General features: G+C 56.9%; 20 protein-coding genes. 12 read left to right on the forward strand and 8 right to left on the reverse strand.

Features of this window, described 5'->3' with window-relative positions; genetic code table 11:
* The first annotated feature begins 9 nt into the window (after nt 1-9).
* A complete protein-coding gene (locus RRF56_RS11085; protein ID WP_317037704.1) occupies nt 10-1,644 on the forward strand; it encodes a histidine kinase N-terminal 7TM domain-containing protein in 1,635 nt (544 codons plus the stop codon).
* Between the two features lie 121 nt (nt 1,645-1,765).
* Here RRF56_RS11085 and RRF56_RS11090 read toward each other — a convergent pair whose 3' ends face one another.
* Nucleotides 1,766-2,332 (reverse strand): CAP domain-containing protein, encoded by a 567-nt coding sequence (locus tag RRF56_RS11090; RefSeq protein WP_317037705.1) that lies wholly within the window; start codon nt 2,330-2,332, stop codon nt 1,766-1,768.
* 172 nt (nt 2,333-2,504) lie between these two features.
* The gene (locus RRF56_RS11095) at nt 2,505-2,999 is read right to left on the reverse strand and encodes a DUF4168 domain-containing protein (protein WP_317037706.1); all 495 of its coding nucleotides are present in this window, start codon (nt 2,997-2,999) and stop codon (nt 2,505-2,507) included.
* Nucleotides 3,000-3,290: 291 nt separating this feature from the next.
* Here RRF56_RS11095 and RRF56_RS11100 point away from each other — a divergent pair, with 291 nt between their 5' ends.
* The 3 genes from RRF56_RS11100 (at nt 3,291) to RRF56_RS11110 (ending at nt 5,548) form a co-directional block, all read left to right on the forward strand.
* Nucleotides 3,291-3,476, forward strand: a complete 186-nt coding sequence (locus RRF56_RS11100) for an NAD(P)H dehydrogenase subunit NdhS (RefSeq protein WP_317037707.1) — start codon at nt 3,291-3,293, stop codon at nt 3,474-3,476.
* Between the two features lie 2 nt (nt 3,477-3,478).
* Nucleotides 3,479-4,135, forward strand: a complete 657-nt coding sequence (locus RRF56_RS11105) for an HAS-barrel domain-containing protein (protein ID WP_317037708.1) — start codon at nt 3,479-3,481, stop codon at nt 4,133-4,135.
* Between the two features lie 231 nt (nt 4,136-4,366).
* Nucleotides 4,367-5,548 (forward strand): FAD-binding oxidoreductase, encoded by a 1,182-nt coding sequence (locus RRF56_RS11110; RefSeq protein WP_317037709.1) that lies wholly within the window; start codon nt 4,367-4,369, stop codon nt 5,546-5,548.
* Here RRF56_RS11110 and murB read toward each other — a convergent pair.
* Nucleotides 5,545-6,468, reverse strand: coding sequence for a UDP-N-acetylmuramate dehydrogenase (gene murB, locus RRF56_RS11115; protein WP_410510559.1), 924 nt, complete (start codon nt 6,466-6,468; stop codon nt 5,545-5,547). The two genes, RRF56_RS11110 and murB, sit on opposite strands and share 4 nt — an antisense overlap.
* A 59-nt stretch (nt 6,469-6,527) precedes the next feature.
* The gene (gene murC / locus RRF56_RS11120; protein WP_317037711.1) at nt 6,528-8,072 is read right to left on the reverse strand and encodes a UDP-N-acetylmuramate--L-alanine ligase; all 1,545 of its coding nucleotides are present in this window, start codon (nt 8,070-8,072) and stop codon (nt 6,528-6,530) included.
* Between the two features lie 536 nt (nt 8,073-8,608).
* On the opposite strand from murC, the gene RRF56_RS11125 reads away from it, so the two are divergent.
* Nucleotides 8,609-9,622, forward strand: a complete 1,014-nt coding sequence (locus RRF56_RS11125) for a type I glyceraldehyde-3-phosphate dehydrogenase (RefSeq protein WP_317037712.1) — start codon at nt 8,609-8,611, stop codon at nt 9,620-9,622.
* 101 nt (nt 9,623-9,723) lie between these two features.
* Here the strand turns inward: RRF56_RS11125 and RRF56_RS11130 are convergent, their stop codons facing one another.
* Nucleotides 9,724-10,680, reverse strand: a complete 957-nt coding sequence (locus tag RRF56_RS11130; RefSeq protein WP_317037713.1) for a tetratricopeptide repeat protein — start codon at nt 10,678-10,680, stop codon at nt 9,724-9,726.
* Nucleotides 10,681-11,054: 374 nt separating this feature from the next.
* On the opposite strand from RRF56_RS11130, the gene RRF56_RS11135 reads away from it, so the two are divergent.
* The gene (locus RRF56_RS11135) at nt 11,055-12,674 is read left to right on the forward strand and encodes a radical SAM protein (RefSeq protein WP_317037714.1); all 1,620 of its coding nucleotides are present in this window, start codon (nt 11,055-11,057) and stop codon (nt 12,672-12,674) included.
* Between the two features lie 190 nt (nt 12,675-12,864).
* On the opposite strand, the gene RRF56_RS11140 is transcribed toward RRF56_RS11135, so the two are convergent.
* The gene (locus tag RRF56_RS11140) at nt 12,865-13,398 is read right to left on the reverse strand and encodes a gamma carbonic anhydrase family protein (protein ID WP_410510593.1); all 534 of its coding nucleotides are present in this window, start codon (nt 13,396-13,398) and stop codon (nt 12,865-12,867) included.
* A gap of 170 nt (nt 13,399-13,568) precedes the next feature.
* Here RRF56_RS11140 and RRF56_RS11145 point away from each other — a divergent pair, with 170 nt between their 5' ends.
* The 3 genes from RRF56_RS11145 to RRF56_RS11155 are packed head-to-tail and all read left to right on the forward strand — an operon-like array spanning nt 13,569 to nt 15,994.
* Nucleotides 13,569-14,081 (forward strand): TIGR02652 family protein, encoded by a 513-nt coding sequence (locus RRF56_RS11145; protein ID WP_317037716.1) that lies wholly within the window; start codon nt 13,569-13,571, stop codon nt 14,079-14,081.
* Between the two features lie 25 nt (nt 14,082-14,106).
* A complete protein-coding gene (locus RRF56_RS11150) occupies nt 14,107-14,544 on the forward strand; it encodes a VOC family protein (protein ID WP_317037717.1) in 438 nt (145 codons plus the stop codon).
* Nucleotides 14,531-15,994, forward strand: a complete 1,464-nt coding sequence (locus tag RRF56_RS11155) for an ATP-binding protein (protein WP_317037718.1) — start codon at nt 14,531-14,533, stop codon at nt 15,992-15,994. Before RRF56_RS11150 ends, RRF56_RS11155 begins: the two co-directional genes overlap by 14 nt.
* 14 nt (nt 15,995-16,008) lie before the next feature.
* On the opposite strand, the gene RRF56_RS11160 is transcribed toward RRF56_RS11155, so the two are convergent.
* Entirely contained in the window at nt 16,009-16,266 is a 258-nt protein-coding gene (locus tag RRF56_RS11160; RefSeq protein ID WP_317037719.1) for a hypothetical protein, read from the reverse strand.
* A gap of 209 nt (nt 16,267-16,475) precedes the next feature.
* Between RRF56_RS11160 and RRF56_RS11165 the strand changes: the two genes are divergently transcribed.
* From RRF56_RS11165 to gloA, 3 genes are all read left to right on the forward strand, one after another.
* The gene (locus RRF56_RS11165; protein ID WP_317037720.1) at nt 16,476-17,003 is read left to right on the forward strand and encodes a Dps family protein; all 528 of its coding nucleotides are present in this window, start codon (nt 16,476-16,478) and stop codon (nt 17,001-17,003) included.
* 233 nt (nt 17,004-17,236) lie between these two features.
* The gene (gene pheT, locus RRF56_RS11170; RefSeq protein WP_317037721.1) at nt 17,237-18,871 is read left to right on the forward strand and encodes a phenylalanine--tRNA ligase subunit beta; all 1,635 of its coding nucleotides are present in this window, start codon (nt 17,237-17,239) and stop codon (nt 18,869-18,871) included.
* Between the two features lie 196 nt (nt 18,872-19,067).
* Entirely contained in the window at nt 19,068-19,499 is a 432-nt protein-coding gene (gloA, locus tag RRF56_RS11175; RefSeq protein WP_317037722.1) for a lactoylglutathione lyase, read from the forward strand.
* Nucleotides 19,500-19,601: 102 nt separating this feature from the next.
* On the opposite strand, the gene RRF56_RS11180 is transcribed toward gloA, so the two are convergent.
* Nucleotides 19,602-20,060 (reverse strand): hypothetical protein, encoded by a 459-nt coding sequence (locus RRF56_RS11180; protein ID WP_317037723.1) that lies wholly within the window; start codon nt 20,058-20,060, stop codon nt 19,602-19,604.
* Nucleotides 20,061-20,265 lie beyond the last annotated feature (205 nt).

Consider the following 20,265-nt stretch of genomic DNA (forward strand, 5'->3'; position numbering starts at 1 on the left):
GACTATCCTATGGCCTTTCAGATCACCCCCTACTTTAGCGTGCTGGCCCTGACGGCCGTGATAATGGTGCTAGTCGCTAGCGTGGCATGGCAGCGGCGAGGCTCAACCCTAGCGCGCACCTATTTTTCTTTGATGATGGTGGCCGCTACCTTCTACGCGATCGTGGCTGCTATGGAAGCAGGGTCGGTAGCTGTATCCGACAAAATTTTTTGGTCTACGCTGGAATATGTTGGCACTGGCGGCATCACCGTCTTTTTCTTCCTCTTTGCTGAAGCTTTCGCCTACGAGCGCTCAAGCTTTAACCTCGCTCAGCTTATCGGCCTGAGCCTTTGGCCGATCTTCAATGTCATTTTAGTTGCCACCAATGCCTGGCATCACTGGGTCTGGGTTGCGGTGATTCCAGGTTCACCCCCTAACAACGTGGCTATTTATCAGCATGGCCCCGGCTACTTTTGGGTGCTGCTTTGCTTCTACCTATACGGAATTCGAAGCATTCAGGTCTTGGGTCGCTCCACCTTCAGCGGTGGGCCTCTACGGCGGCGGCAAGCCCGGTTTTTGCTCCTGGGGTCGTTGTTTCCCTATATAAGTGGTGCCCTCTATTCACTGCGCATCACGCCCCCCGGCCTTAACCTAACGCCAATGTCTATGCTCGCCACAGGGCTGTGTTTCTTTTGGGCACTGTTTCGCATGGGTGCTTTTGACACCATTCCCATTGCCCGTGAAATGTTAATCGAACATCTACGCGATGGGGTGATCGTCATCGATTTATGCGATCGCATTGTCGATATCAATCCCCAGGGGCGATCGCTAACCGGCCTAAAAGTCAGCTGTATCGGCCAATCCTTCCACACCGCTTTGTCCAATCCAGCAATTCTGCGACATTACGCCCAAGGCCTAGAAACACCCTTCGAGCTTTGGATCAGCAACCAAAAAACATGCTATGTCACTGCGCAATTTTCGCCCTTGGTAGACTACCAGGGCAGAATTCACGGGCGACTGCTGATACTGCACGATATTACCCAACGGTATCAAGCAGAATTAGAATTACGTCAGGTCAACGGTTGCCTTCAGCAACAGCTTCAAGAAATTGAATTTTTGCAGGCTGAGCTAGAAAATCAGGCCAGACAAGATCAGCTAACAGGGTTATTTAACCGTCATTATCTAAACGAAACTCTACCCAAAGAATTACAGCAAGCTAGGCAGTTAGGCTACTCTATCGTCTTTATCATGCTAGATATTGACCACTTCAAACATATTAATGACACCTTCGGACACCGGGCCGGGGATCTGGTACTTAAAGCTTTTGGCCAAATTCTTGCTCAGCAGATGCGTGTGGGTGACAGTCCGTATCGACTCGGAGGAGAAGAGTTTTTAGTGGTTCTTCCAGGCATGACCCTGGAGGCAGGTCGTCAACGAGCTGAATACCTCCGTCAAGCCTTTGAGAACTCAGTCGTGCGCTGGGCCGGGACTGAAGTCAAATCTACCGTTTCAGGGGGCATTGCTGTTTTTCCAGATCATGGCACTAATGACGATGATTTACTCCACGCAGCCGATCTTGCCCTCTACGAAGCTAAGAGATCAGGACGCAATCAAATTGCCTGTTTCAATAGTCTGCAACCCCAACCACACCAAGCAATTCTTTAGGTAGTATCGCTAAATTGCTGCATAACTTTGGGTAGAGCCAACGGCCATTTGCCTCTACAGAAGACATTGCCGTATGGCATTCGCCCCGAGAAATTGGGGGTTAACTAAGCAAGATTTGGTATCACAGGGGGCGCATAAACAATTGGGTGAAGTAAAAGGTGCTGCCCCTCTGCCAAACTCCTACCCCTGTTTCGGTAAAGCTCGATCGCACAATATTGGCGCGGTGCCCAGGGCTATCCATCCAGCTTTGCACTGCTAGGGGGGCAGGGTCTGGCGCGTTGGTGCTGGTAAATAAATTTTCGCCCACCACCCAGTAGGGAATGTTGGCATTCGACACTCTCTCAGCGGGCGAATCACCCGTGGGGCTGATATGGCCAAAAAAGTTTTCCTCGGCCATGCGCTGGCTATACTGCCGTGCCACCTCGGCCAAGGCCCCATTGGGCTCTAAGGCGTTGAGTCCTTCCTGCTGCCGAATGTCGTTGATGCGCTCGTAGACCAAGGCTTCCATCTCGGCAGTGGTAGCCGATTGAGCATTGCTGTCGCTGGCGGGCGCGGGGGGTGGCTCCCGCCCAATGCGAGTGACTGGCGGAATGCGCTCGATTAGCTGTTCTAACGTCGGCAGTTCGCAACTGGTTAAGGCTAAGCTCATAGCGACTAGCCCCACCCATCGCATCAGGGTTGACATCATAGTTTTGCAGAATGTTGGGTTGAAGGCATAGGCGGCGGTCGTACCTTATTTAGCCTAATTCCAAATAACAAAGATCCCAGACAAAGGAGACCAATGTTGTCTCGTCCGTCTGGGATCAGAATTAACGTGCCTTATCTAATCGGTGAAAACTAGCTCAGCGGTTTGGCCAAGGCTAGGGCTGCTCGCCGCCCACTAACCGCTGGCTAATTTCGGCTTGCAGGGCGGGGTCTTGCTGGGCTTGGGTCAAAATTTGCTCAAATTCTTCCACGCTCAGGTCTTCGGCTTCGATCGCGGCCTGCATGTCGGCGCGGGCACTGGTGCGAATAGCCGAAACCTGCTCAACAGCGGCAACAAACTGTTCAGCCTGGGCGGGGTCAATGGCGCTGGCCGCTTCGGGAGTTTGCTGGGCGGCTGCGATCACATTGTAGTCATCCACCGTCAGCCCTTCGGCCTCAACGGCAGCAACGAGCTCCGCCTGCACCGATTGCTGAATGCTTTGAATCGCCTGGTAAGCGTTGACGAAGCTATCAATTTGGCTGTCAGACACCTCTAGGGGAGCAACCTCGTTGGGGGCCGGAGCCGTTTGGGCCTGCGCCACAGCGGCAGCAGGAGCACCCAACATTAGGGTGGCTGCCAGTAGGCCTTTGAGCAATGTTGAAGGTTTCATCGCGATAATCCTCGCATATCATCAGCCGCAAACCTCCCAGTAGAGGCTTACACCAAGGCCTGGGCGTCAACGATAACAACCCGTACCCTGCGTCGATACCCTAAGGGCCGCAGATGACTGCGAGATGACGGTGGTGTGACGATGGTGTGACATAGCTGGGCTGACCAGGAGCATGGCAGACGCTATAACTCCGACGACCAAAGCAACAGGCAGCCGTATTGTGGTCACGAACCTAGGCCAGTTCAGCACATTGCCTTAAACTGTAGAAGCAGATCAAAAGCATTAGTCATCATGATTTTTCCTGGGGCTCCGGTTACGGTGATTAACGTCAATGACACCTACTATGGTTTTCAGGGGCTGGTGCAGCGCATTACTGACGGCAAAGTAGCGGTGCTGTTCGAAGGCGGCAACTGGGATAAACTCGTTACCTTCGAACTGTCTGAGCTAGAACCCGTTAGCAGCGGCAAGCGGCGTTAGCCATGCGGGTACCCCTTCCCCAAACCACAGCCCAGGCCCGGCGGCCCGACCACATTGCCGAAGTGATCGAAACGGCCACCACAGAGTTTTTGGCCCAGTGCCTAGAGCCAGAAACCCTGGCATTTTCAGCCATGCCCGCTTTTGGCAGCTGGGTCACAGCCCTAGACGAAGAGTCGGGCAATACGGTCTACGGCGTGGTGTACCATGCCACGACTAGCCCCATTGACTCGGTGCACCGGGCCAGGGCCCTGGGTCTCTCGCTCGAAGATCTGCGGCAGCAGCAGCCCCAGATTTTTGCCATGCTCAAGACCGAATTCAAAGCGGCGATCGTGGGGTTTCAGGCTCCCGACCTAGCTGGGCAGCCTCTGGGGCCACTGTTTCAGCACCTGCCACCCCGCCCGCCCCAGGTGCATCAGGCCGTGTATTGTTGCTCTGCTGAAGCGGTGATCGACTTTACCGACCAGCTCGATTTTCTCAGAACCCTGCTGGCTATGGGGGGTGCCCCGGTCGATAGCTTGGTGGCGGCAGTGCTGCGCCAGGGCTACCAACTGCGCAAACTCGATCGCCCCTGGCTAGTGCAAGCTGGGCGGACTCTCAGTGTGTTCTTAAAGGACGACTACGACCGCCTGAGAATGATTTTGGGCCAGGTCTATGCGTAAAGGGGTTAGGGGTTAGGTTCAAGGTGCCAGGTGCCAGGTTTAAGGTTTAAGGCATACCCGAAACCTGAGACCCGATACCCGATACCCGAAACCTGAGACCCGATACTCGATGCCCGATAAACCCACCCCTGCCCCTTCCAGGAGGGGATGCCGAGACCCAATACCTGATACCCAATGCCCAAGCCTCAATATCCCGCGTCCGCTCCACCACCACAGGCATGACAAACCGGTATGCAAACCTTTGATTGGATTGTGGTTGGCAATGGCCTGGTAGGGGCAGCGGTGAGCTATGAGTTAGCCCAGTGTGGGCTTTCGGTGCTGCTGATCGATCGCGCCCTAGAGCCTGGCAACGCTACCCGCTACAGCTACGGCGGTATTCCTTACTGGTCGGGCAAAACGGCACTCACCCAGCAGCTCTGCCAGGAGGGCATTGCCAAACACCGTCAGCTCAGCGAAGAATTGGCCGGGGATACTCAGTATCGAGACCTTGATCTGGTTTTGACCCTGGCGGCGGATGGGGATCCAACCCTAGCGGCTAAACCCTATGCCGACTGTGCGACGCCACCTCGGTTTGTATCTGCCGTCGAGGCGAAAACCCTGGAACCTTTGCTGAATGAAGCTGCGATCGCCGGGGCGTTTACCGTGCGCCACGGCCATGTTTCGCCCGTAGCGTTGGTCAATGCCTACAACCAGGCCTTTCAGCGATTGGGCGGCACCCGAATCATTGCCTCCGTAGTCGATATAGTCCGCATCAAAGATAAAGTCACCGGGGTGCTTACTGCTGAGCAGGCTTACCCCGCCAAGCAGGTGCTAGTGGCCGCCGGGGCCTACAGCCGGGCGCTGCTACACCAGGCCAACCTCAATGTGCCCCTTTACTACACCCACGCCGAGCTGATCGAAACGCCGCCGCTCGATCTCAAGCTGCAAGCCTTGATCATGCCAGCCCAGACCCAGCGCTTTGACCTAGAGGCCAAGGCGAGCCAATCCGATTGCGATCGCCAGTGGGATGAACCCGGTCACGAGGTCACGCCATCCATTCTCGACAGCGGCGCAATTCAGTTTTTAGATGGCCATGTGTGCATGGGCCAGATTAGCCGCACCCTCACCGATCTAGAGGCCGATTTAGAGGCAGCCGAGGGCGATCGCACCATGCGGGCTGCTCTGGCCGCCCAACTGCCTGCCCTGGCAACGTTGCCGGGCACCTGGCGACATTGCCGGGTCAGCTTTAGCCGCGACGGGCTGCCGCTGGTGGGTGCCATGCCTGGGGTCGAAGGGTTACACCTGATCGCCGGGTTAAGCGCGCCTTTTGTCTATCTGCCCCCGATCGCCCAGCGATTTGCCCAGGCCGTCGTAGGTGACCCCGACCCAGTCCTTGGGGCAATGGCGCTAGAGCGGTTTGCTAGTACAGACTAAGGGGTGGGAAACTCGCCCATAAATTTGACTTCAGGCTGAAGCCGCACGGCCCACCGATCCTCGACTCGATCTTGCACATGGTGAATCAGGCGGCGAATATCGGTGGCCGTGGCCCCGCCCAAGTTCAAAATAAAGTTGGCGTGGCGCTCGGCCACCTGGGCATTGCCAATGCGATATCCCTTCAGCCCCGCTTGCTCGATCAGCGTTCCCGCCGTGTGGGGGTAGGGGTTGCGAAACACGCTGCCGCAGTTGGGCATGTCGTAGGGCTGGGTAGCCCGACGCTGGTTGAGCCCAGCTAGTGTATCGGCCATTACCACCGCCGGGTCATAGCCGGGCTCTAGCTGAAAGGTGGCCTCTAGCACCACCCGTTGCCCCCCTTGCAGCGCCGAGGTCCGATACTGAAACGCCAGCTCAGCCGGGGTAAGCTGCACCAATTTTGGCTCTAGGCCCAGCCCTGGGTCGAGCACGGTGGCAGAAGTCAGCACATCCGCCGCACATCCGCCGTGGGCACCGGCATTCATCACTACAGCTCCGCCCACCGTACCGGGAATACCTACGGCCCACTCCAGGCCGCGACAGCCGCGTTTGGCCGCCTTCCAAGCCAGCGTCGGCAGCGGCTCTCCGGCAGCTACCGTCACACGACCGGTATCGTCAAACTCGGTGCTGCGCCAGCGCCGAGTGCAGAGTACCAGGCCAGAAATACCGCGATCGCTAATCAGCAGATTAGAACCAGCCCCCAGGGGGGTAATGGTCAGGTTAGCCGCGATCGCCCAGGCTAATACTGCCTCAAACTCACTCAGGTGGCGCGGCATGGCCAGCCACTCAGCCAGTCCCCCAACCCGAAAGGTCGTCAGAGACTGTAGCGACATCTGGGGTCGCAAGCAGACAAGTTCAGGTACAACCCCAAGGGTTTGGTTCATGGCCTTAGCTCTCAACAGTCGTTCCCCATGCTAGCCAAATCCGTTGGGGTGGCTGTTAGCTAACAAGCCTCCTGTAGTGAAGGCACCTCGGCCTCCGCGTAGTAAGACATCACTTGGGGAATAATTTGGTTGAGGTTACCGGCCCCCATAAACATCACCAGATCTCCCGGTCGCAAGCTGTGGGCCAGTGCCGCCTGAATGTCATCGAGGGTGTGACCATAGAGCACGCGGGGGTGCGACTGAGCCACCGCATCGGCTAGCTGACGACCTGAGACCCCAAAGGTGTTTTTCTCACCAGCGCTGTAGATATCGGCCATAATCACCTGATCAGCATCACTAAAGGCGGCGGCAAAGTCGTTCATCAACGCGGCCGTACGGCTAAAGCGGTGGGGCTGAAACACAGCTACAACCCGACGGGCCTCTTGGCTGTGACGGCTGTCGGCAAGCAGCGCCTGATCAGCCTTGATTCGGGCAGCCGACAGCGTCGCCCGAATCTCGCTCGGGTGGTGAGCATAGTCATCAAAAAACTGAACGCCGTTGTAGCTACCCCGGTGCTCAAACCGGCGGCGGGCACCGCAAAACTGCGCTAATCCATCAGCGATATCGGCAAAGCTGAGTCCAAGATGACGACCAACGGCGACGGCCGCCAGGGCATTGCTGAGGTTGTGGCAGCCCAGCACGCGCAGATGCAGCCGTCCCAGAGACTGGCCCAACTCCCACACTAGAGCCGAGGTACCATCGGCCCCAAACTGAATGTCAGTCACATGGTAAGTGGCACCCTTGTCAGCGGCTAAGCTGTAGGTTAAGTCGGGCTTCAAGCTAGTACGCACCACGTCACAGTCGGCACTGGCTACTAGCAACCCACACTGCCGTTGAAAGGTTTCAAAGGTCGAAATCACCTGTTCGAGATCGCGGTAGTGGTCGGTGTGGTCAAGCTCAATGTTGGTGACAATCCCAATACTGGCCGATAGCTTAGACAGCGTGCCGTCAGACTCATCGGCCTCGGCTACTAGGTAAGGCCCTTGACCCAGGCGGGCATTGCCGCCCCAGCTCGACACTTCACCACCCACCACAATGGTGGGATCAAGGTTGGCGTTCAACAGCAGATGACCAATCATGCTGCTAGTGGTCGTTTTGCCGTGGGTGCCCGCCACGGCAATGCTGCTGTACTCACGAATCAGCGCTGCCAGCAGGTCAGAGCGGTGCAAAATCGGGCAGCCCAGTTCAAGGGCCGCCTGGTATTCGGGGTTGCGGGTGTCAATGGCTGTGGAACACACCACCTGAGGAGTTGCCTCGGAAGCAATCACCGTGGTCGTCAATTTGGGCTCTACCGCCAGGTTAGAGCCTGCTCCTGGCCAATCTGGGGCGGTTGGGCGAGGGGCAGGGCTAGACGGGAGAAAGTAACTCAGGTTAGCGGCTTCTTGCTGCCAAAAAATATGGGCACCCGCCTCTTGCAGGCGATGGGTGATGTGGGTGAGCCGCAGGTCAGACCCAGAGACGGGCAGGTTGCGCTTGGTCAAAATGTAGGCCAGTGCCGACATGCCAATGCCGCCTATCCCAATAAAATGAAAGGGCCTGCCGGTAAAATCTACGGAAATCGGCATCGTTACACTCCTTAGAACACCACACCACACCAAGTGTCAGGCGTAATCATAGCAAGAATTGCTAAATTGGCCTAAACATCGGCATTAGACTGCACAGGTTCCTTATTCAACACCTTGAGAAGGCCGCCATCAGGACAAAGCGGGGGCTAATCCCTAACCGCTACAGAGGGGCAGGCTCTTTTGGGCTAGACCGTAAGACAGGGATTTTTGACCAAAATTCCCGGTGCAGCGACTCAATATCTATCGCCATGCCTATCGCCACTGATATAGAGTTTCTATAAAAAGCACATACCAATTTTCTATGCGAATCAAAGACATACAGTAGAAATACTTATACTGCTCTACTGAAGGTGATCCCCATAGACCGCAGTAGAAGCGGCTTGAGAATTATGAGGCATAGATCTATCAAGGCTTTCTTGACAAACAAATAGACCTAGTTCAATGGTCAGCCTCTATAAAGTGGATCATGCTTTGCGATATCATGGGGGCGTCTAAGAATAGATACCTAGTTCGACTACAACAGAGGGTTAAACGCAGTGGTTAGAGTAGCAATTAATGGTTTTGGCCGCATTGGCCGTAATTTTCTGCGCTGCTGGTTGACGCGGGAGAACAGCCAGCTTGAGGTGGTCGCTATTAACGATACGTCTGATCCTAAGACTAACTCCCACCTGCTGAAATACGACTCGATGCTGGGTCGCCTCGATGCTGACATCAGCGCTGGAGAAGACACGCTGATCGTCAACGGTAAAACCATTAAGTGTTACTCCGATCGCAACCCCAACAACCTGCCCTGGGCCGCCTGGGACATTGACCTGGTGATTGAATCTACTGGGGTGTTTGTGAGCGAAGAAGGCGCTTCTCGCCACATTGAGGCTGGGGCCAAAAAAGTGCTAATCACGGCTCCTGGTAAAGGTGGTGGCATTGGCACCTACGTGATGGGCGTTAACGACGCCGACTACACCCACGACAAAAATAATGTGGTCAGCAACGCTAGCTGTACGACCAACTGCCTAGCCCCTGTGGTGAAGGTGCTCAATGATAGCTTTGGCATCATCAAAGGCACGATGACCACTACCCACAGCTACACCGGCGACCAGCGTTTGCTTGACGCCAGCCACCGCGACCTACGCCGGGCTCGGGCTGCTGCGCTCAACATTGTACCGACCACCACTGGTGCCGCTCAAGCCGTTGCTCTGGTAATTCCCGAAATGGCCGGCAAGCTTAACGGCATTGCCCTGCGCGTACCTACCCCCAACGTGTCGGTGGTTGACCTAGTCGTGCAGGTCGAGAAGCCTGCGATCGCCGACCAAGTCAACCAGGTGCTCAAGACCGCTGCCGAAGGCGCGATGAAAGGCATCTTGGCCTACAGCGATCTGCCCCTCGTCTCCATTGACTACCGCAAGACCGATGAGTCGTCGATCGTTGACTCTAGCTTGACCATGGTAATGGGCGGCGACATGGTGAAAGTGGTGGCCTGGTACGACAACGAGTGGGGTTACAGCCAGCGGGTGGTTGACTTAGCCGAACTGATGGCCTCCAAGTGGCAGTAGGGCAGCGCTAATCGACCTAGGTTGAGGCCCATGGGCTAGTAAAAAGGGGAGCGCAGGTTCTGCGCTCCCCTTTTGGGTTTCAGGAGAGAAAGCTTGGCTGCCTAGACCGAGGTCAGGTCGGGATGCATCGGGGCTACCCGAGCCTCGCCGAGAGCCCGATAGCAGCGCTTGATATCGTCAATCAAGCTGGCCGCCCCACGGGTGTCTCCTAGAGCACAGGCAATCGACAGGTGGTGTTGAAGATGCACAATCGCTCGGTTGTGGTCACCCAGGGCAATGCTAGCTAAGGTGAGCTGGGTGAGAATGCGCCGCGTCGTGCGGTTATCGATCGCCCCTGCGCCATTGTCGCTGATGCTCATAAAGCGTTCGTAACAGTCGATGGCCTGGGGATACTCTCGCAGGGTGAGATAGGTATTGCCTAGATTTTGCAAGATCTGTAGATGGGTATCGCGATCGCCCAGGAGGGTAGCCAACATCAAGCTAGCTTCGTAGAGGGTGGCGGCCTGGCGGGTCAACCCCTTGGCCCGATAGACCATGGCCAAGTTGTTGAGCGATCGCATTTCACCGGGGCGATCGCCAATCTTTTTCGCCATTGCCAAGCTCTGACCCATGTACTCCAAAGCTCGTTGCAGATTGCCCAAATGGCGGTAGCTGTTGCCCAGATGACCCAGAGTTTGCTGCACAAGGGCCTCGTCACCCAGTTCTCGTGCTACCCGTAGACACTGACGCCCATAGTCGGCGGCCCATAGATAGTCGGCCACTCGGTAATACAGGTTGGCTAGGGTTAGCAGCACCTTGGCCTGGCGCACTGTGTCACCTAGGTTGCGGTAGCTGTGAAGCGCCTGCTGCAGCAGTGCTAGGGCCGGAGTGTACTGGCCTTGGCGCAGGTGGCTCAGGCCCTGCTTAAACCACTGAGCAGCTTCCGCCGCCTGACATTGCTGATAGCCTTGGGCAATGCGTTCTGCCTGGGCCAACAGAGAGGTATCTCGGGGCAGGCGCACCGTAGTCTCGTTGGCAAGAATGTAGGTGGGGCGAATGGGTGAATTTGAGGAAGTCATAGACCGAAGCCGCAGAGCTGCTGCGGTAGCGTTTTAAAGCAGGGGTGTTATCACGGTGAAAAAATCAGGTAGATCGCGTTGTCTTAATCGTAGGTTCATGCTTCCCATGTCAACACCGTGCATTCACGACATCTGTCAAGGGGAGCCTCGCCCGCCTGCGCAAATTAACTGATAAGAATTCAGCATAGGGGAGCAAAAGCGCTGTTTTCTCCGCATTTTTTGGGCGCTTGGCGATCGCTCTAGATCTGGCCTTCATAAAGCATTGTGGCAGATTCTGTGATTGTACGGGGACAAGGGGGCTCTTGACTATGGGCCTAAGTTAACAAAGCCGCTACTGATTACACTAGAGAGGCTCTATTGTTTTAACTTTTTCTGTGGCTCCTCTTCCCCTTCAGGATGAAACACTGCTGTTTGCGCCAGCCCCTACCCAGCCGGGTGCGCTAGCCGTTGTGTTCGCCTTCCCCAACCAGTACAGCGTAGGCATCACCAGTCTGGGCTATCAGGTGGTGTGGGCTACCCTGGCTGGCCGGGCCGATATTGAGGTGAGTCGTTTGTTCACCGATGGGCACGAGTCACTGCCCTCAGTCATCGATGTATTGGGGTTTTCCCTATCTTGGGAGCTAGACTACAGCAACCTGCTGGCCCTGCTAGAGCAATTAGATATTCCCCTCGCCGCGCGTGATCGCAGCGCCGATCATCCCCTGATCTTTGGCGGTGGTCCGGTACTCACCGCCAACCCCGAGCCCTTTGCCGATTTCTTCGATGTCATTTTGCTGGGCGATGGCGAGACGCTATTAAATGATTTCTTTGACGCCCTGGTGGCACTTAAAGCGGCCTCTCGGTCAGACACCTTGCGCCATCTGGCCCAGGTGCCGGGGGTATACGTGCCTGCTCTGTACCAGGTCACCTACGACGGCCCCACCGGGGGGGTGCGGGCGATCGCCCCGCTAGCTGATCAGATTCCCGCTACGGTGCAAAAGCAGACCTACCGGGGCAATGTGCTCTCGGCCTCCACCGTGGTCACCCCCCATGCCGCCTGGGAAAACATCTTTATGGTAGAAGTGGTGCGTAGCTGCCCAGAGATGTGTCGCTTCTGTTTGGCCAGTTACCTCACCCTGCCCTTTCGCCCCGCCAGCCTAGAAGACTCGCTCATGCCCGCCATTGAGCAGGGCTTAGCCGTCACCCAACGCCTGGGCTTGCTCGGCGCGTCGGTCACCCAGCACCCCGAATTTGACACCCTGCTCGACTACCTAAATCGGCCCCAGTTCGACGATGTGCGGCTTAGCCTGTCTTCGGTGCGCACCAACACTGTCACCCCCAAGCTGGCCGAAACCCTCACTCGCCACGACAGCCGCTCGATCACCATTGCGATCGAAAGCGGCTCAGAACGGGTGCGGCAGATCGTCAACAAGAAGCTTGAGACCAACGACATTGAGCAGGCTGCCATCAATGCTAAAGCGGGAGGCCTCAGCGCCATGAAGCTCTACGGCATGGCGGGCATTCCTGGTGAAACCATGGCTGACCTAGAGCAAACCGTCGCCCTGCTGCTGCGGCTTAAAAAAGCCGCCCCCGGCCTGCGGCTTACCTTCGGGTGCAGCACCTTTGTGCCCAAGGCCCATACCCCCTTTCAGTGGTGCGGCGTTAGCAAAGAGGCCGACAAACGGCTCAAGTACTTGCAAAAGCACCTACGTTCCAAAGGTATCGACTTTCGGCCCGAGAGCTACAACTGGTCGGTGATACAGGCGCTAATCTCTAGGGGCGATCGCCGCCTGGCCCCGGTGCTAGAGCGGGTGCGCCACTATGGCGACTCCCTAGGTAGCTACCGCCGCGCCTTCAAAGACTTTCAAGGCCAAGTTCCGCCGCTAGAATACTACGTCCACGCCGACTGGGATTTAGCTCAGCCTTTGCCCTGGGATCACCTGCTTGGCCCTCTGCCTAAGGCCACGTTGCAAAAACACTTTGACTCGGCGGGGGTAGCGGCGATCGCGGTCTAGGGCGACTTCGGGAAAACTTTCTACTTTCTCTTTGATGGTGGGCAATGGCCATCGCTATATATAGCTGTAGCCAGTCTGGTTGAGACATTTCCTCAAGACCGTTTGAACGTTCAAACGGTCTTGAGGTTTCTGGATGTCCTAACCCAGGTGACTATGGCTATATCTTCTTTTCTAGAAAGTTTTCTTAGCCTCAAACAAACCCCAGGTCGTTACTGCGTCCGGCGTGGGCAAGGGCGAGCTGGTGGTACTTCTGGGCGTGTTCTAGCAGTTCGAGGGCCTGTTGGTCAGAGACATCGCGCACAACTTTGCCCGGTAAGCCGATCACCAGCGATCGCTTCGGCACATCTTTAGTCACCACTGCCCCGGCACCAACGATGCTGCCCGTACCCACTCGCACCCCGTTGAGCACGATCGCGCCAATGCCGATCAGACAGCCCCGCTCGATGTGGGCGCTGTGGATGACGGCCCGGTGGCCGATGGTGACATAGTCTTCGAGGATCGTAGGCTGGCCGGGGTCGCCGTGGAGAATTGCGCCGTCTTGCACGTTACTGTAGGGGCCGACCTCAATGCGTTCTACATCGCCGCGCAGCACGGCTCCGTACCATATGTTGCAGCCCTCATGGAGGGTAACTTGACCCATGACCGTGGCACTCGGGGCCACAAAGGCGGCCTGAGATAGGTCGGGTCGGGGCCAAAGGGAGCTAGAGGAAGAATCCATAGGGATAACGTTCTCGAAAAAAGTTGGTGGATTCAGTGAATGGGATGCTCCGGTTACGGAGAGAGCCAAGTTCCCACAGGTATAATACGGCTAACGCCTATTCCGCTATTGGCCCATCGCGCTCATTTGCCCCGTTCATTTGCCGCCCTACTGAGGACACGTCTGGTTTCAGCCCAATGGTCAACTCCGCTTTGCAGTACCCCATCTATGGCCCAGAAATCCAGTGTCCTCACTGCCGTCAGATCATTCCGGCTCTGACCTTGACGGACACGTATCTGTGCACCCGCCACGGGGCCTTTGAGGCCAACCCCGACTCGAAAGAGCTGGTGCATCTCCAGTCGGGGCGGCATTGGCGACAGTGGGATGGCGAATGGTATCGCCAGCACACCCACCCCGACGGCATTCGCTTTGAAATTCACGAGGCGCTCGATCGCCTCTACACCCAGGGCTACCGGGCCACGCGGGTGATTATTGCCGAGCGCTACCAAGATCTGGTCAATTCTTACCTCGAGCGCAACAACCCCTGGCGCGGGCAGGCTGACGCGTCTACTGCCCCCAAGCTCTACGGGCTACCGGTGGAGTTTAGCCCCTCCGCCGAGGCTGACCCTCGCTGGGCGGTGATCAACTTTAGCCTCGAAAAAGAACCTGGCGTACCGGTGCGCTATCCTTACTTTCGTCTGTTTGAATAGCCCGCCTGTTTGAGTTCTCTGCCCGATGCTCCACCACGCATCAATTCGCACCCAGGATATCCACCGCGCGATCGCCTTTTACGAAGCCCTGGGGTTTACTGTCCACGAACGCTTTACCGCTGGCATTACCTTGGCCTGCTGGATGGAGGGGTTGGGGGGACGCATTGAGCTGATGCAGGTGCCCGAGCCTCGGCCCGCCGCCGATGCCTTTAGCGATGAGCACTATACGGGTTACTACCATCTGTCGTTTGATCTGACCGAGGCCACGCCCAGTCTGCCCACCTGGCTTGCAGACCTGCGCCAGCGATTTGCTGCCGATCCCAATATTGAGGGTACGCTAAAGGTTTTACTGGAGCCCCAGCAGCAGATGATTGGCGATCGCGTCTACGAGGTAGCTTTTTTGGCCGATGCCGATGGGTTGCCCCTGGAATTTATTCGGGTGCTAGGCGATGTCCAACCCTGACGGCCCCAACGCTGAGAGAATTGCCCCCTTTGCCGACAACTGGGCCTATCTCAAGACCGAGCTGGCCTGGCTCGATCGCCTGCTGATGGTAGCGGTGTCGCGGCAAAAGCGCGAACTGCAAGAGCTAGACGACTTTGCCCTCGCCGACCAAGACCGAGTTACCCGTCACTGGTGGAAGGGCATTATCAGCTTCACTGGCCAGCCGGGCTACGACAATATTCGACCCCCCAAGGCGGCGCGTGGCGGCAGCAGCAGCTATGTCCAGCAGCTAGAGGCGCGCATTGTCGTCAGCCAGCGACAGGGGGTGGTGCTGGCCCTGCCTCAACTGCGCGATCGCCTTCAGCTCACCCTGTTCGAAAAAAACGTGCTGCTACTGGCGCTGGCCCCCGAGGTCAACCAGCGGTTTGGGCGGCTCTACAGCTATCTGCATTACCAGCACGACGAGTCCGACTGGGATCTGCCCACGGTCGATCTTTGCCTGCGGCTGCTGTGCCGAAATGACCAAGAATGGCGGCGATCGCGGCCCCAAATTGCTCCCAACAGCCGCCTTGCCAGCCTGGGCCTACTAGAATGGGTCAGCCCCGAAGACACCACCCTGCTCAGCCGCCACCTGCGCCTCAACGAAGACCTCGCGACCTACCTGCTCTCCGAAGCCCCCGACCCCGCCACCCTCGATGCCTGGACGATGGTTCCAGCGGCTGAGCTACGAGAATCATCTGAAATTCCGGCGGAGAGTTGGGCCAGCCTGGTGCTGCCCGACCCCCAACTTACGCAGCTCAAAACCGTCGCTGCTGCCGCCCGCGCCACCGACGGCGCAATGGTGCTCTTAGCTGGCCCCAGCGGCACCGGCAAAACCCTAGCCGCCCAGGTGCTGGCGGCAGAGCTAGACCTGCTGTTGGTAATAGTCGATTTAGCTACCATCACCCCCGATGAGGAGGGCAACATCCCTGAGCTAGAAGACCTGGCTGGTCTGCCTCCCTGCGTGTTGCTGCTCAAACATGCGCCTCACTGGTTTGGCCGCACCCCCACCGCCGACTCAGCCTTAGTGCAATCGTGGATGATTCAACGCCGCCGCCAGCCGGGGCTAACCCTGCTCAGCAGCCATTACCTGCAAAGTATTCGTCCCTCCTGGCGGCAGGCAATGGCCGGTGTGGTCGAGTTTCCCAAGCCCGATGCCGCTGCCCGCGAGGTGTTGTGGAAGCGGGCAATACCCCGCGAAATCAAGAAAGAGCGGGCGCTGACTTGGCCCCACGTCGCCCAAAAGCTCGCCCTGACCGGTAGCGAAATTGCCACCCTGGCTCAAACGGCAGTGGGCTTGGCCCAGCAGTCTGAGCCGCCCCTATTAACGCTAGACTGCCTGCAACAAGCTCTGGCGCTGCACCATCCGGGGATGACGTTGCCCAAGGCCAAGCAGAAGCGAACTAAGCCAGCGAAGTCGAAGAATGCTTAAGGTGCTGTAGATCTCTATAGTTCGTTGGGGGTGTCTGGGGCTACCTCAATGCCGGGTTCTGGCTTCCACGGCGAGAGTTCATCATCTACCAGGTCAGCCAGATCTCTAGGCGTCACGTTCATGTCGCTACAGGCTTTTCTGAGGGCAGCTTGAAACTGGGCCGTGTCGCTGCCGTAGCCACAACGCTCAGCGGCGATCGCTAGCCCCTCGGTAGCATTTGCCTTAGCGCAATCTACCAAAATTACGCCCGTCAGCGGAGATGAACTAGCCATAGTAAAATCTCGACTCTAAATGTCCCGTTGCTCTTAAAAGCTAGGGATGTTAGTGGCCTGCCACATCTAACCTGCGGCAGACTTACGCCTACAAAACATCCTAAGGATAGGGACTTTCCCAACCCTATTTCCCGCATTAGGCAGAGGGGACTACGGGGCTACTGCGGTTAGATCAATAAAGAACCGAATCCAAAGAGACATTACCATCTATGAGTATCAACATCGGCCTTTCTGAACAAGAACGCCAAGGCGTTACCGACATCCTTAACAAGGTTTTATCCGACGCCTATTTGCTACTGATCAAAACCAAAAAGTATCACTGGGATGTGGTTGGCCCTCAATTCCGCACGCTTCACGAACTGTGGAAAGAGCACTACGAAGCCCTCACCATTAGCATCGACGCCGTCGCTGAGCGGGTTCGTATGCTGAACGGCTACCCGCTTGGTACTGCTGAAGGGTTTCTCAACAATGCTTCTCTAAAAGAGCATCCTGGCGATCTGCCCAGTGCCGAAGAAATGGTCAAGCGGCTTGTCACCGACCATGAGCAAATCATTCGCAATCTGCGCGAGTATGTCGACCAAACATCTGAAGAGTTCCATGATGAGGGCACCTCAGACTTTTTGACTGGCCTGATGGAAGAGCACGAAGAAATGGCTTGGATGCTGCGCTCCTTCCTGGATGGTGAATCGTTCGCCCCCAGCGGCAAGCGAGACAAAGAACTGGTCGGCAATAAGTAAGCGCAAAAGCTGCTCCTACAGCTTTTATAGAGGTGGCTAGATAGCCAGATCTAATGCGACTACGCACTCCTCAGGACTGCTCTGACAGTAGGTCGATCGAGCCAACTTAACCGACTAAAGCACCCCGTCGGTAGCCTTCGCAAGAAGCCTACCGACGGGGTGCTTTTTTTGCTCACTCGCCCCAAGCCCTTCAACCTATGGGAGGATCAATAAACCACCCATCCACACCACCCATGCCCACCGTCACCTTCCCCCTCGCCTACCTGCAACGGCTTACCCCCACCGCCCCCCAACAGCTTGCCCAGCAAGCCTTTGACTATGGCCTAGACGCTAGCTTAGGAGACCAAACCCTAGAGGTCGAAGTGACTGCCGAGCGACCCGACTTGCTGGCGGCTGAGGGGTTTACCCGCGCCATCAATATTTACAACGGTTTGGCCCGCACGGTGCCTGAGACGCTAACAGCTTCGGGCCATCGGGTGACGGTGCGGCCCGAGGTGCAGCCCCTGCGGCCCCACATTGCCGCTCTAGTAGTGCGGGGGGTAGACCTCCAGGGCGGTGGCCTTGAGGTGCTGGTCCAGTTTCAAGAAAAGGTGACCCAGACCTTTGGCCGCCAGCGCAAAAAAATTGCGATCGGAGTCTACGATCTCGACCAAATTAGCGGCGACTTGACCTACGGTGCTGAGCCGCTAGACGAGCTGACCTTTGTGCCTCTGCACAACACCCAGCTCATGACCGCGCGGCAGATCTTGCAGGACCACCCAGCTGGTAAGACCTATGGCGCTGCTCTAGCGGCAGGCGATTTGGCCCCTGTGCTGCGCGATCGCACCGGCACCGTGCTCTCTATGCCGCCGATCATCAATGGGGCTGGGGCAGGAGAGGTAACAGCCAGCACCCGCAACCTTTTCATCGATGTCACCGGCATTCTGGCCCAAACGGTGCTCGAAACCGCCAACATTTTGGCCCACAACTTTTTAGATACTGGGGCTGAAGTGCAAACCGTCGAGATTGTCACCGCCCAGGGGGCTGTCACTACGCCTACCCTGGCCCCCCGCCCGGTACATTTTTCAGCCAAGTACCTCAACGAAATTATGGGCACCGCCATTCCTAAAGCTAGCCTGGGCCAGGTGCTAGCCCGCATGGATCTAGACGTGAGCGGTACCGATGTGGTGCATGTGCCCACCTACCGTACCGACATCTTCAGCCAAGTAGACCTAGCTGGCGATCTGCTGGTGGCCTTAGGCATTGACAGTCTTCAGGCTGAGCCGCTGACCGTCAAGTTTCACCTGGGGCAGGCTAATTCCCTGCGCCAGGCCATGTTCAAGGTGGGCGATCTAGCCCAGCGTATGGGACTGATGGAGGTTAAAAGCTTTGTGCTTACCGACCCCGACCTGCTCGATCTGTTTGCCGCCCCCTACCTGCAAACCGGCAATGCCAAGAGCCGTACCTTTAGCGCCACTCGCACCACTCTACAAGCTGGGTTACTCGACATTTTGGCTCGCCAGATCAGCGCACCCAAGCCGATCAACATTTACGAAACCGGCGAAATGCTGCGGTTTGCCCCCAATGGCGAGATCTGCGAGAGCCAGGGCTGGGGCTTTGCCAGCCTTGATGCCCGTGCCTCATTTACTACGGCTAAAGCCTACATGCAGACCATGCTCAAGGCGCTGGGGCTACGCTATGACCTCAGTGCGTGCGATGCGCCCTACTACATTCCTGGGCGGGCCGCTACAGTGCTCATCGACGGGCAACCTGTAGGCGAGTTTGGCGAAATTCACCCCCAGGTGCTGGAGCAGTTTTCCTTTCCAGAGCCCGTCTGCGCGGGAGAATTGAACTGTACGGCTAGCCTTGTGACCCGCCCCCCCTTATGACCTACTCCCCTTTCTGTCCCGCTCGACCTAGGGGCATTACAGTGCAATGCCCCTACCAGAGGATTACGCCTGTCAACGTGTCCTAACTCAATTAACTGCTGCAATATCAGCGTAGCCGCTGCCAGCCCCACCCACGACCACGCTCGGCGATGTCGTGGCCATAATGGTAAAGGTCAATTACCAAAGCGAACTTACCATGCGACTACTACACACCATGCTGCGGGTCGGCGACTTGGATCGTTCTCTCAAGTTTTACTGCGAGGTGCTGGGCATGCAGCTACTGCGCAAAAAAGATTACCCCGGCGGCGAGTTTACCTTAGCTTTTGTGGGCTACGGCGACGAGGCTGACCACACGGTGCTAGAGCTGACCTACAACTGGGGCGTAGAGGCATACGATCTGGGCACCGCCTATGGCCACATTGCCCTCGGCGTAGACGACATCTACGGCACCTGCGAAAAAATCAAATCGATGGGTGGCCAGATCGTGCGCGAACCCGGCCCTATGAAGCATGGCTCAACGGTGATTGCCTTTGTGCAAGACCCCGATGGCTATAAGGTAGAGCTGATTCAGCTCGGTAGCTCGGAAGGACACCGGAAAGCTATTGAGCCTGAGATGGCGGTGAGCTAGGCCAGTACAGTACGGCAAAAACCCGGTTGCTTCGGCGCTGCTCTAACGCCATGACTGGCCTTTTGGCCCAGAAACCGGGTTTTTGCACCGCCGCCTACCGGGCTAAAAGGCGTAGTTAATCGTGGCAGTGAACTCGGTGTCGGCGTTGCCGGGTTTAAATAGCATGCTGACATTGAGGTCGAGGACTAAATTTTGGGCAATGCCCCAGTCAAGCCCGCCGGTAATCATGGCATCGACGGCGGAGCGACCGCCGGCATTGTAGGCAACACCAGCTCCGCCGTAGGGGTAAAAGCCGTCGGCAACGGCAAAATCTACGGAGACCGGCAGGCGCAGTTCGGTGTTGTTGTCGAAGAGCACCGAGGGCCGAACGGAGAGTGTGGCGGCATTACCTAGATCGGTAAGCTTGGCTTTAGAGTCAATGACGAACGAGGTGGGGTCATTGAAGCCAGCCCGCACGCCAGCGCCAACGTAGTAGTCGGGGGGCTGCTGAGCTGAGGCAACGGGGGCTGCGATCGCACTTCCCGCTAAGAGGGCTAGCAACACAAAATTTGGTTTCATCATCACTCCTCACCAATAACTAGAGCGGTCCTCAATAGTCTGCATCAGTTCTCTGATTTCTCATCTTTTGAGAGCGTAAATTTGCCAAAATTCTGGTGAGGGAAGCTAGTTTTAATAAAGGTTGTGTGAGCGTTCTGCCCTGGCTAATGGCAGCGGGCGCTCAATCAGACATTCAATCTGTAGAAAATAGATGGCAAAGTCTTCTGGC

The organism is Nodosilinea sp. E11 (assembly GCF_032813545.1).
GTDB lineage: Bacteria > Cyanobacteriota > Cyanobacteriia > Phormidesmidales > Phormidesmidaceae > Nodosilinea.

What these genes read in the sequence shown, in the direction of transcription:
- murB (WP_410510559.1), bottom strand. Translation starts at nt 6,468, where the DNA reads ATGAACCAAACCCTTGGGGTTGTACCTGAACTTGTCTGCTTGCGACCC.
- RRF56_RS11130 (WP_317037713.1), bottom strand. Translation starts at nt 10,680, where the DNA reads ATGACTTCCTCAAATTCACCCATTCGCCCCACCTACATTCTTGCCAAC.
- pheT (WP_317037721.1), top strand. Translation starts at nt 17,237, where the DNA reads ATGCCCACCGTCACCTTCCCCCTCGCCTACCTGCAACGGCTTACCCCC.
- RRF56_RS11155 (WP_317037718.1), top strand. Translation starts at nt 14,531, where the DNA reads ATGTCCAACCCTGACGGCCCCAACGCTGAGAGAATTGCCCCCTTTGCC.
- RRF56_RS11110 (WP_317037709.1), top strand. Translation starts at nt 4,367, where the DNA reads ATGCAAACCTTTGATTGGATTGTGGTTGGCAATGGCCTGGTAGGGGCA.
- RRF56_RS11145 (WP_317037716.1), top strand. Translation starts at nt 13,569, where the DNA reads ATGGTCAACTCCGCTTTGCAGTACCCCATCTATGGCCCAGAAATCCAG.
- RRF56_RS11180 (WP_317037723.1), bottom strand. Translation starts at nt 20,060, where the DNA reads ATGATGAAACCAAATTTTGTGTTGCTAGCCCTCTTAGCGGGAAGTGCG.
- RRF56_RS11090 (WP_317037705.1), bottom strand. Translation starts at nt 2,332, where the DNA reads ATGATGTCAACCCTGATGCGATGGGTGGGGCTAGTCGCTATGAGCTTA.
- murC (WP_317037711.1), bottom strand. Translation starts at nt 8,072, where the DNA reads ATGCCGATTTCCGTAGATTTTACCGGCAGGCCCTTTCATTTTATTGGG.
- RRF56_RS11095 (WP_317037706.1), bottom strand. Translation starts at nt 2,999, where the DNA reads ATGAAACCTTCAACATTGCTCAAAGGCCTACTGGCAGCCACCCTAATG.
- RRF56_RS11160 (WP_317037719.1), bottom strand. Translation starts at nt 16,266, where the DNA reads ATGGCTAGTTCATCTCCGCTGACGGGCGTAATTTTGGTAGATTGCGCT.
- RRF56_RS11150 (WP_317037717.1), top strand. Translation starts at nt 14,107, where the DNA reads ATGCTCCACCACGCATCAATTCGCACCCAGGATATCCACCGCGCGATC.
- gloA (WP_317037722.1), top strand. Translation starts at nt 19,068, where the DNA reads ATGCGACTACTACACACCATGCTGCGGGTCGGCGACTTGGATCGTTCT.
- RRF56_RS11165 (WP_317037720.1), top strand. Translation starts at nt 16,476, where the DNA reads ATGAGTATCAACATCGGCCTTTCTGAACAAGAACGCCAAGGCGTTACC.
- RRF56_RS11100 (WP_317037707.1), top strand. Translation starts at nt 3,291, where the DNA reads ATGATTTTTCCTGGGGCTCCGGTTACGGTGATTAACGTCAATGACACC.
- RRF56_RS11105 (WP_317037708.1), top strand. Translation starts at nt 3,479, where the DNA reads ATGCGGGTACCCCTTCCCCAAACCACAGCCCAGGCCCGGCGGCCCGAC.
- RRF56_RS11085 (WP_317037704.1), top strand. Translation starts at nt 10, where the DNA reads ATGGCCTTTCAGATCACCCCCTACTTTAGCGTGCTGGCCCTGACGGCC.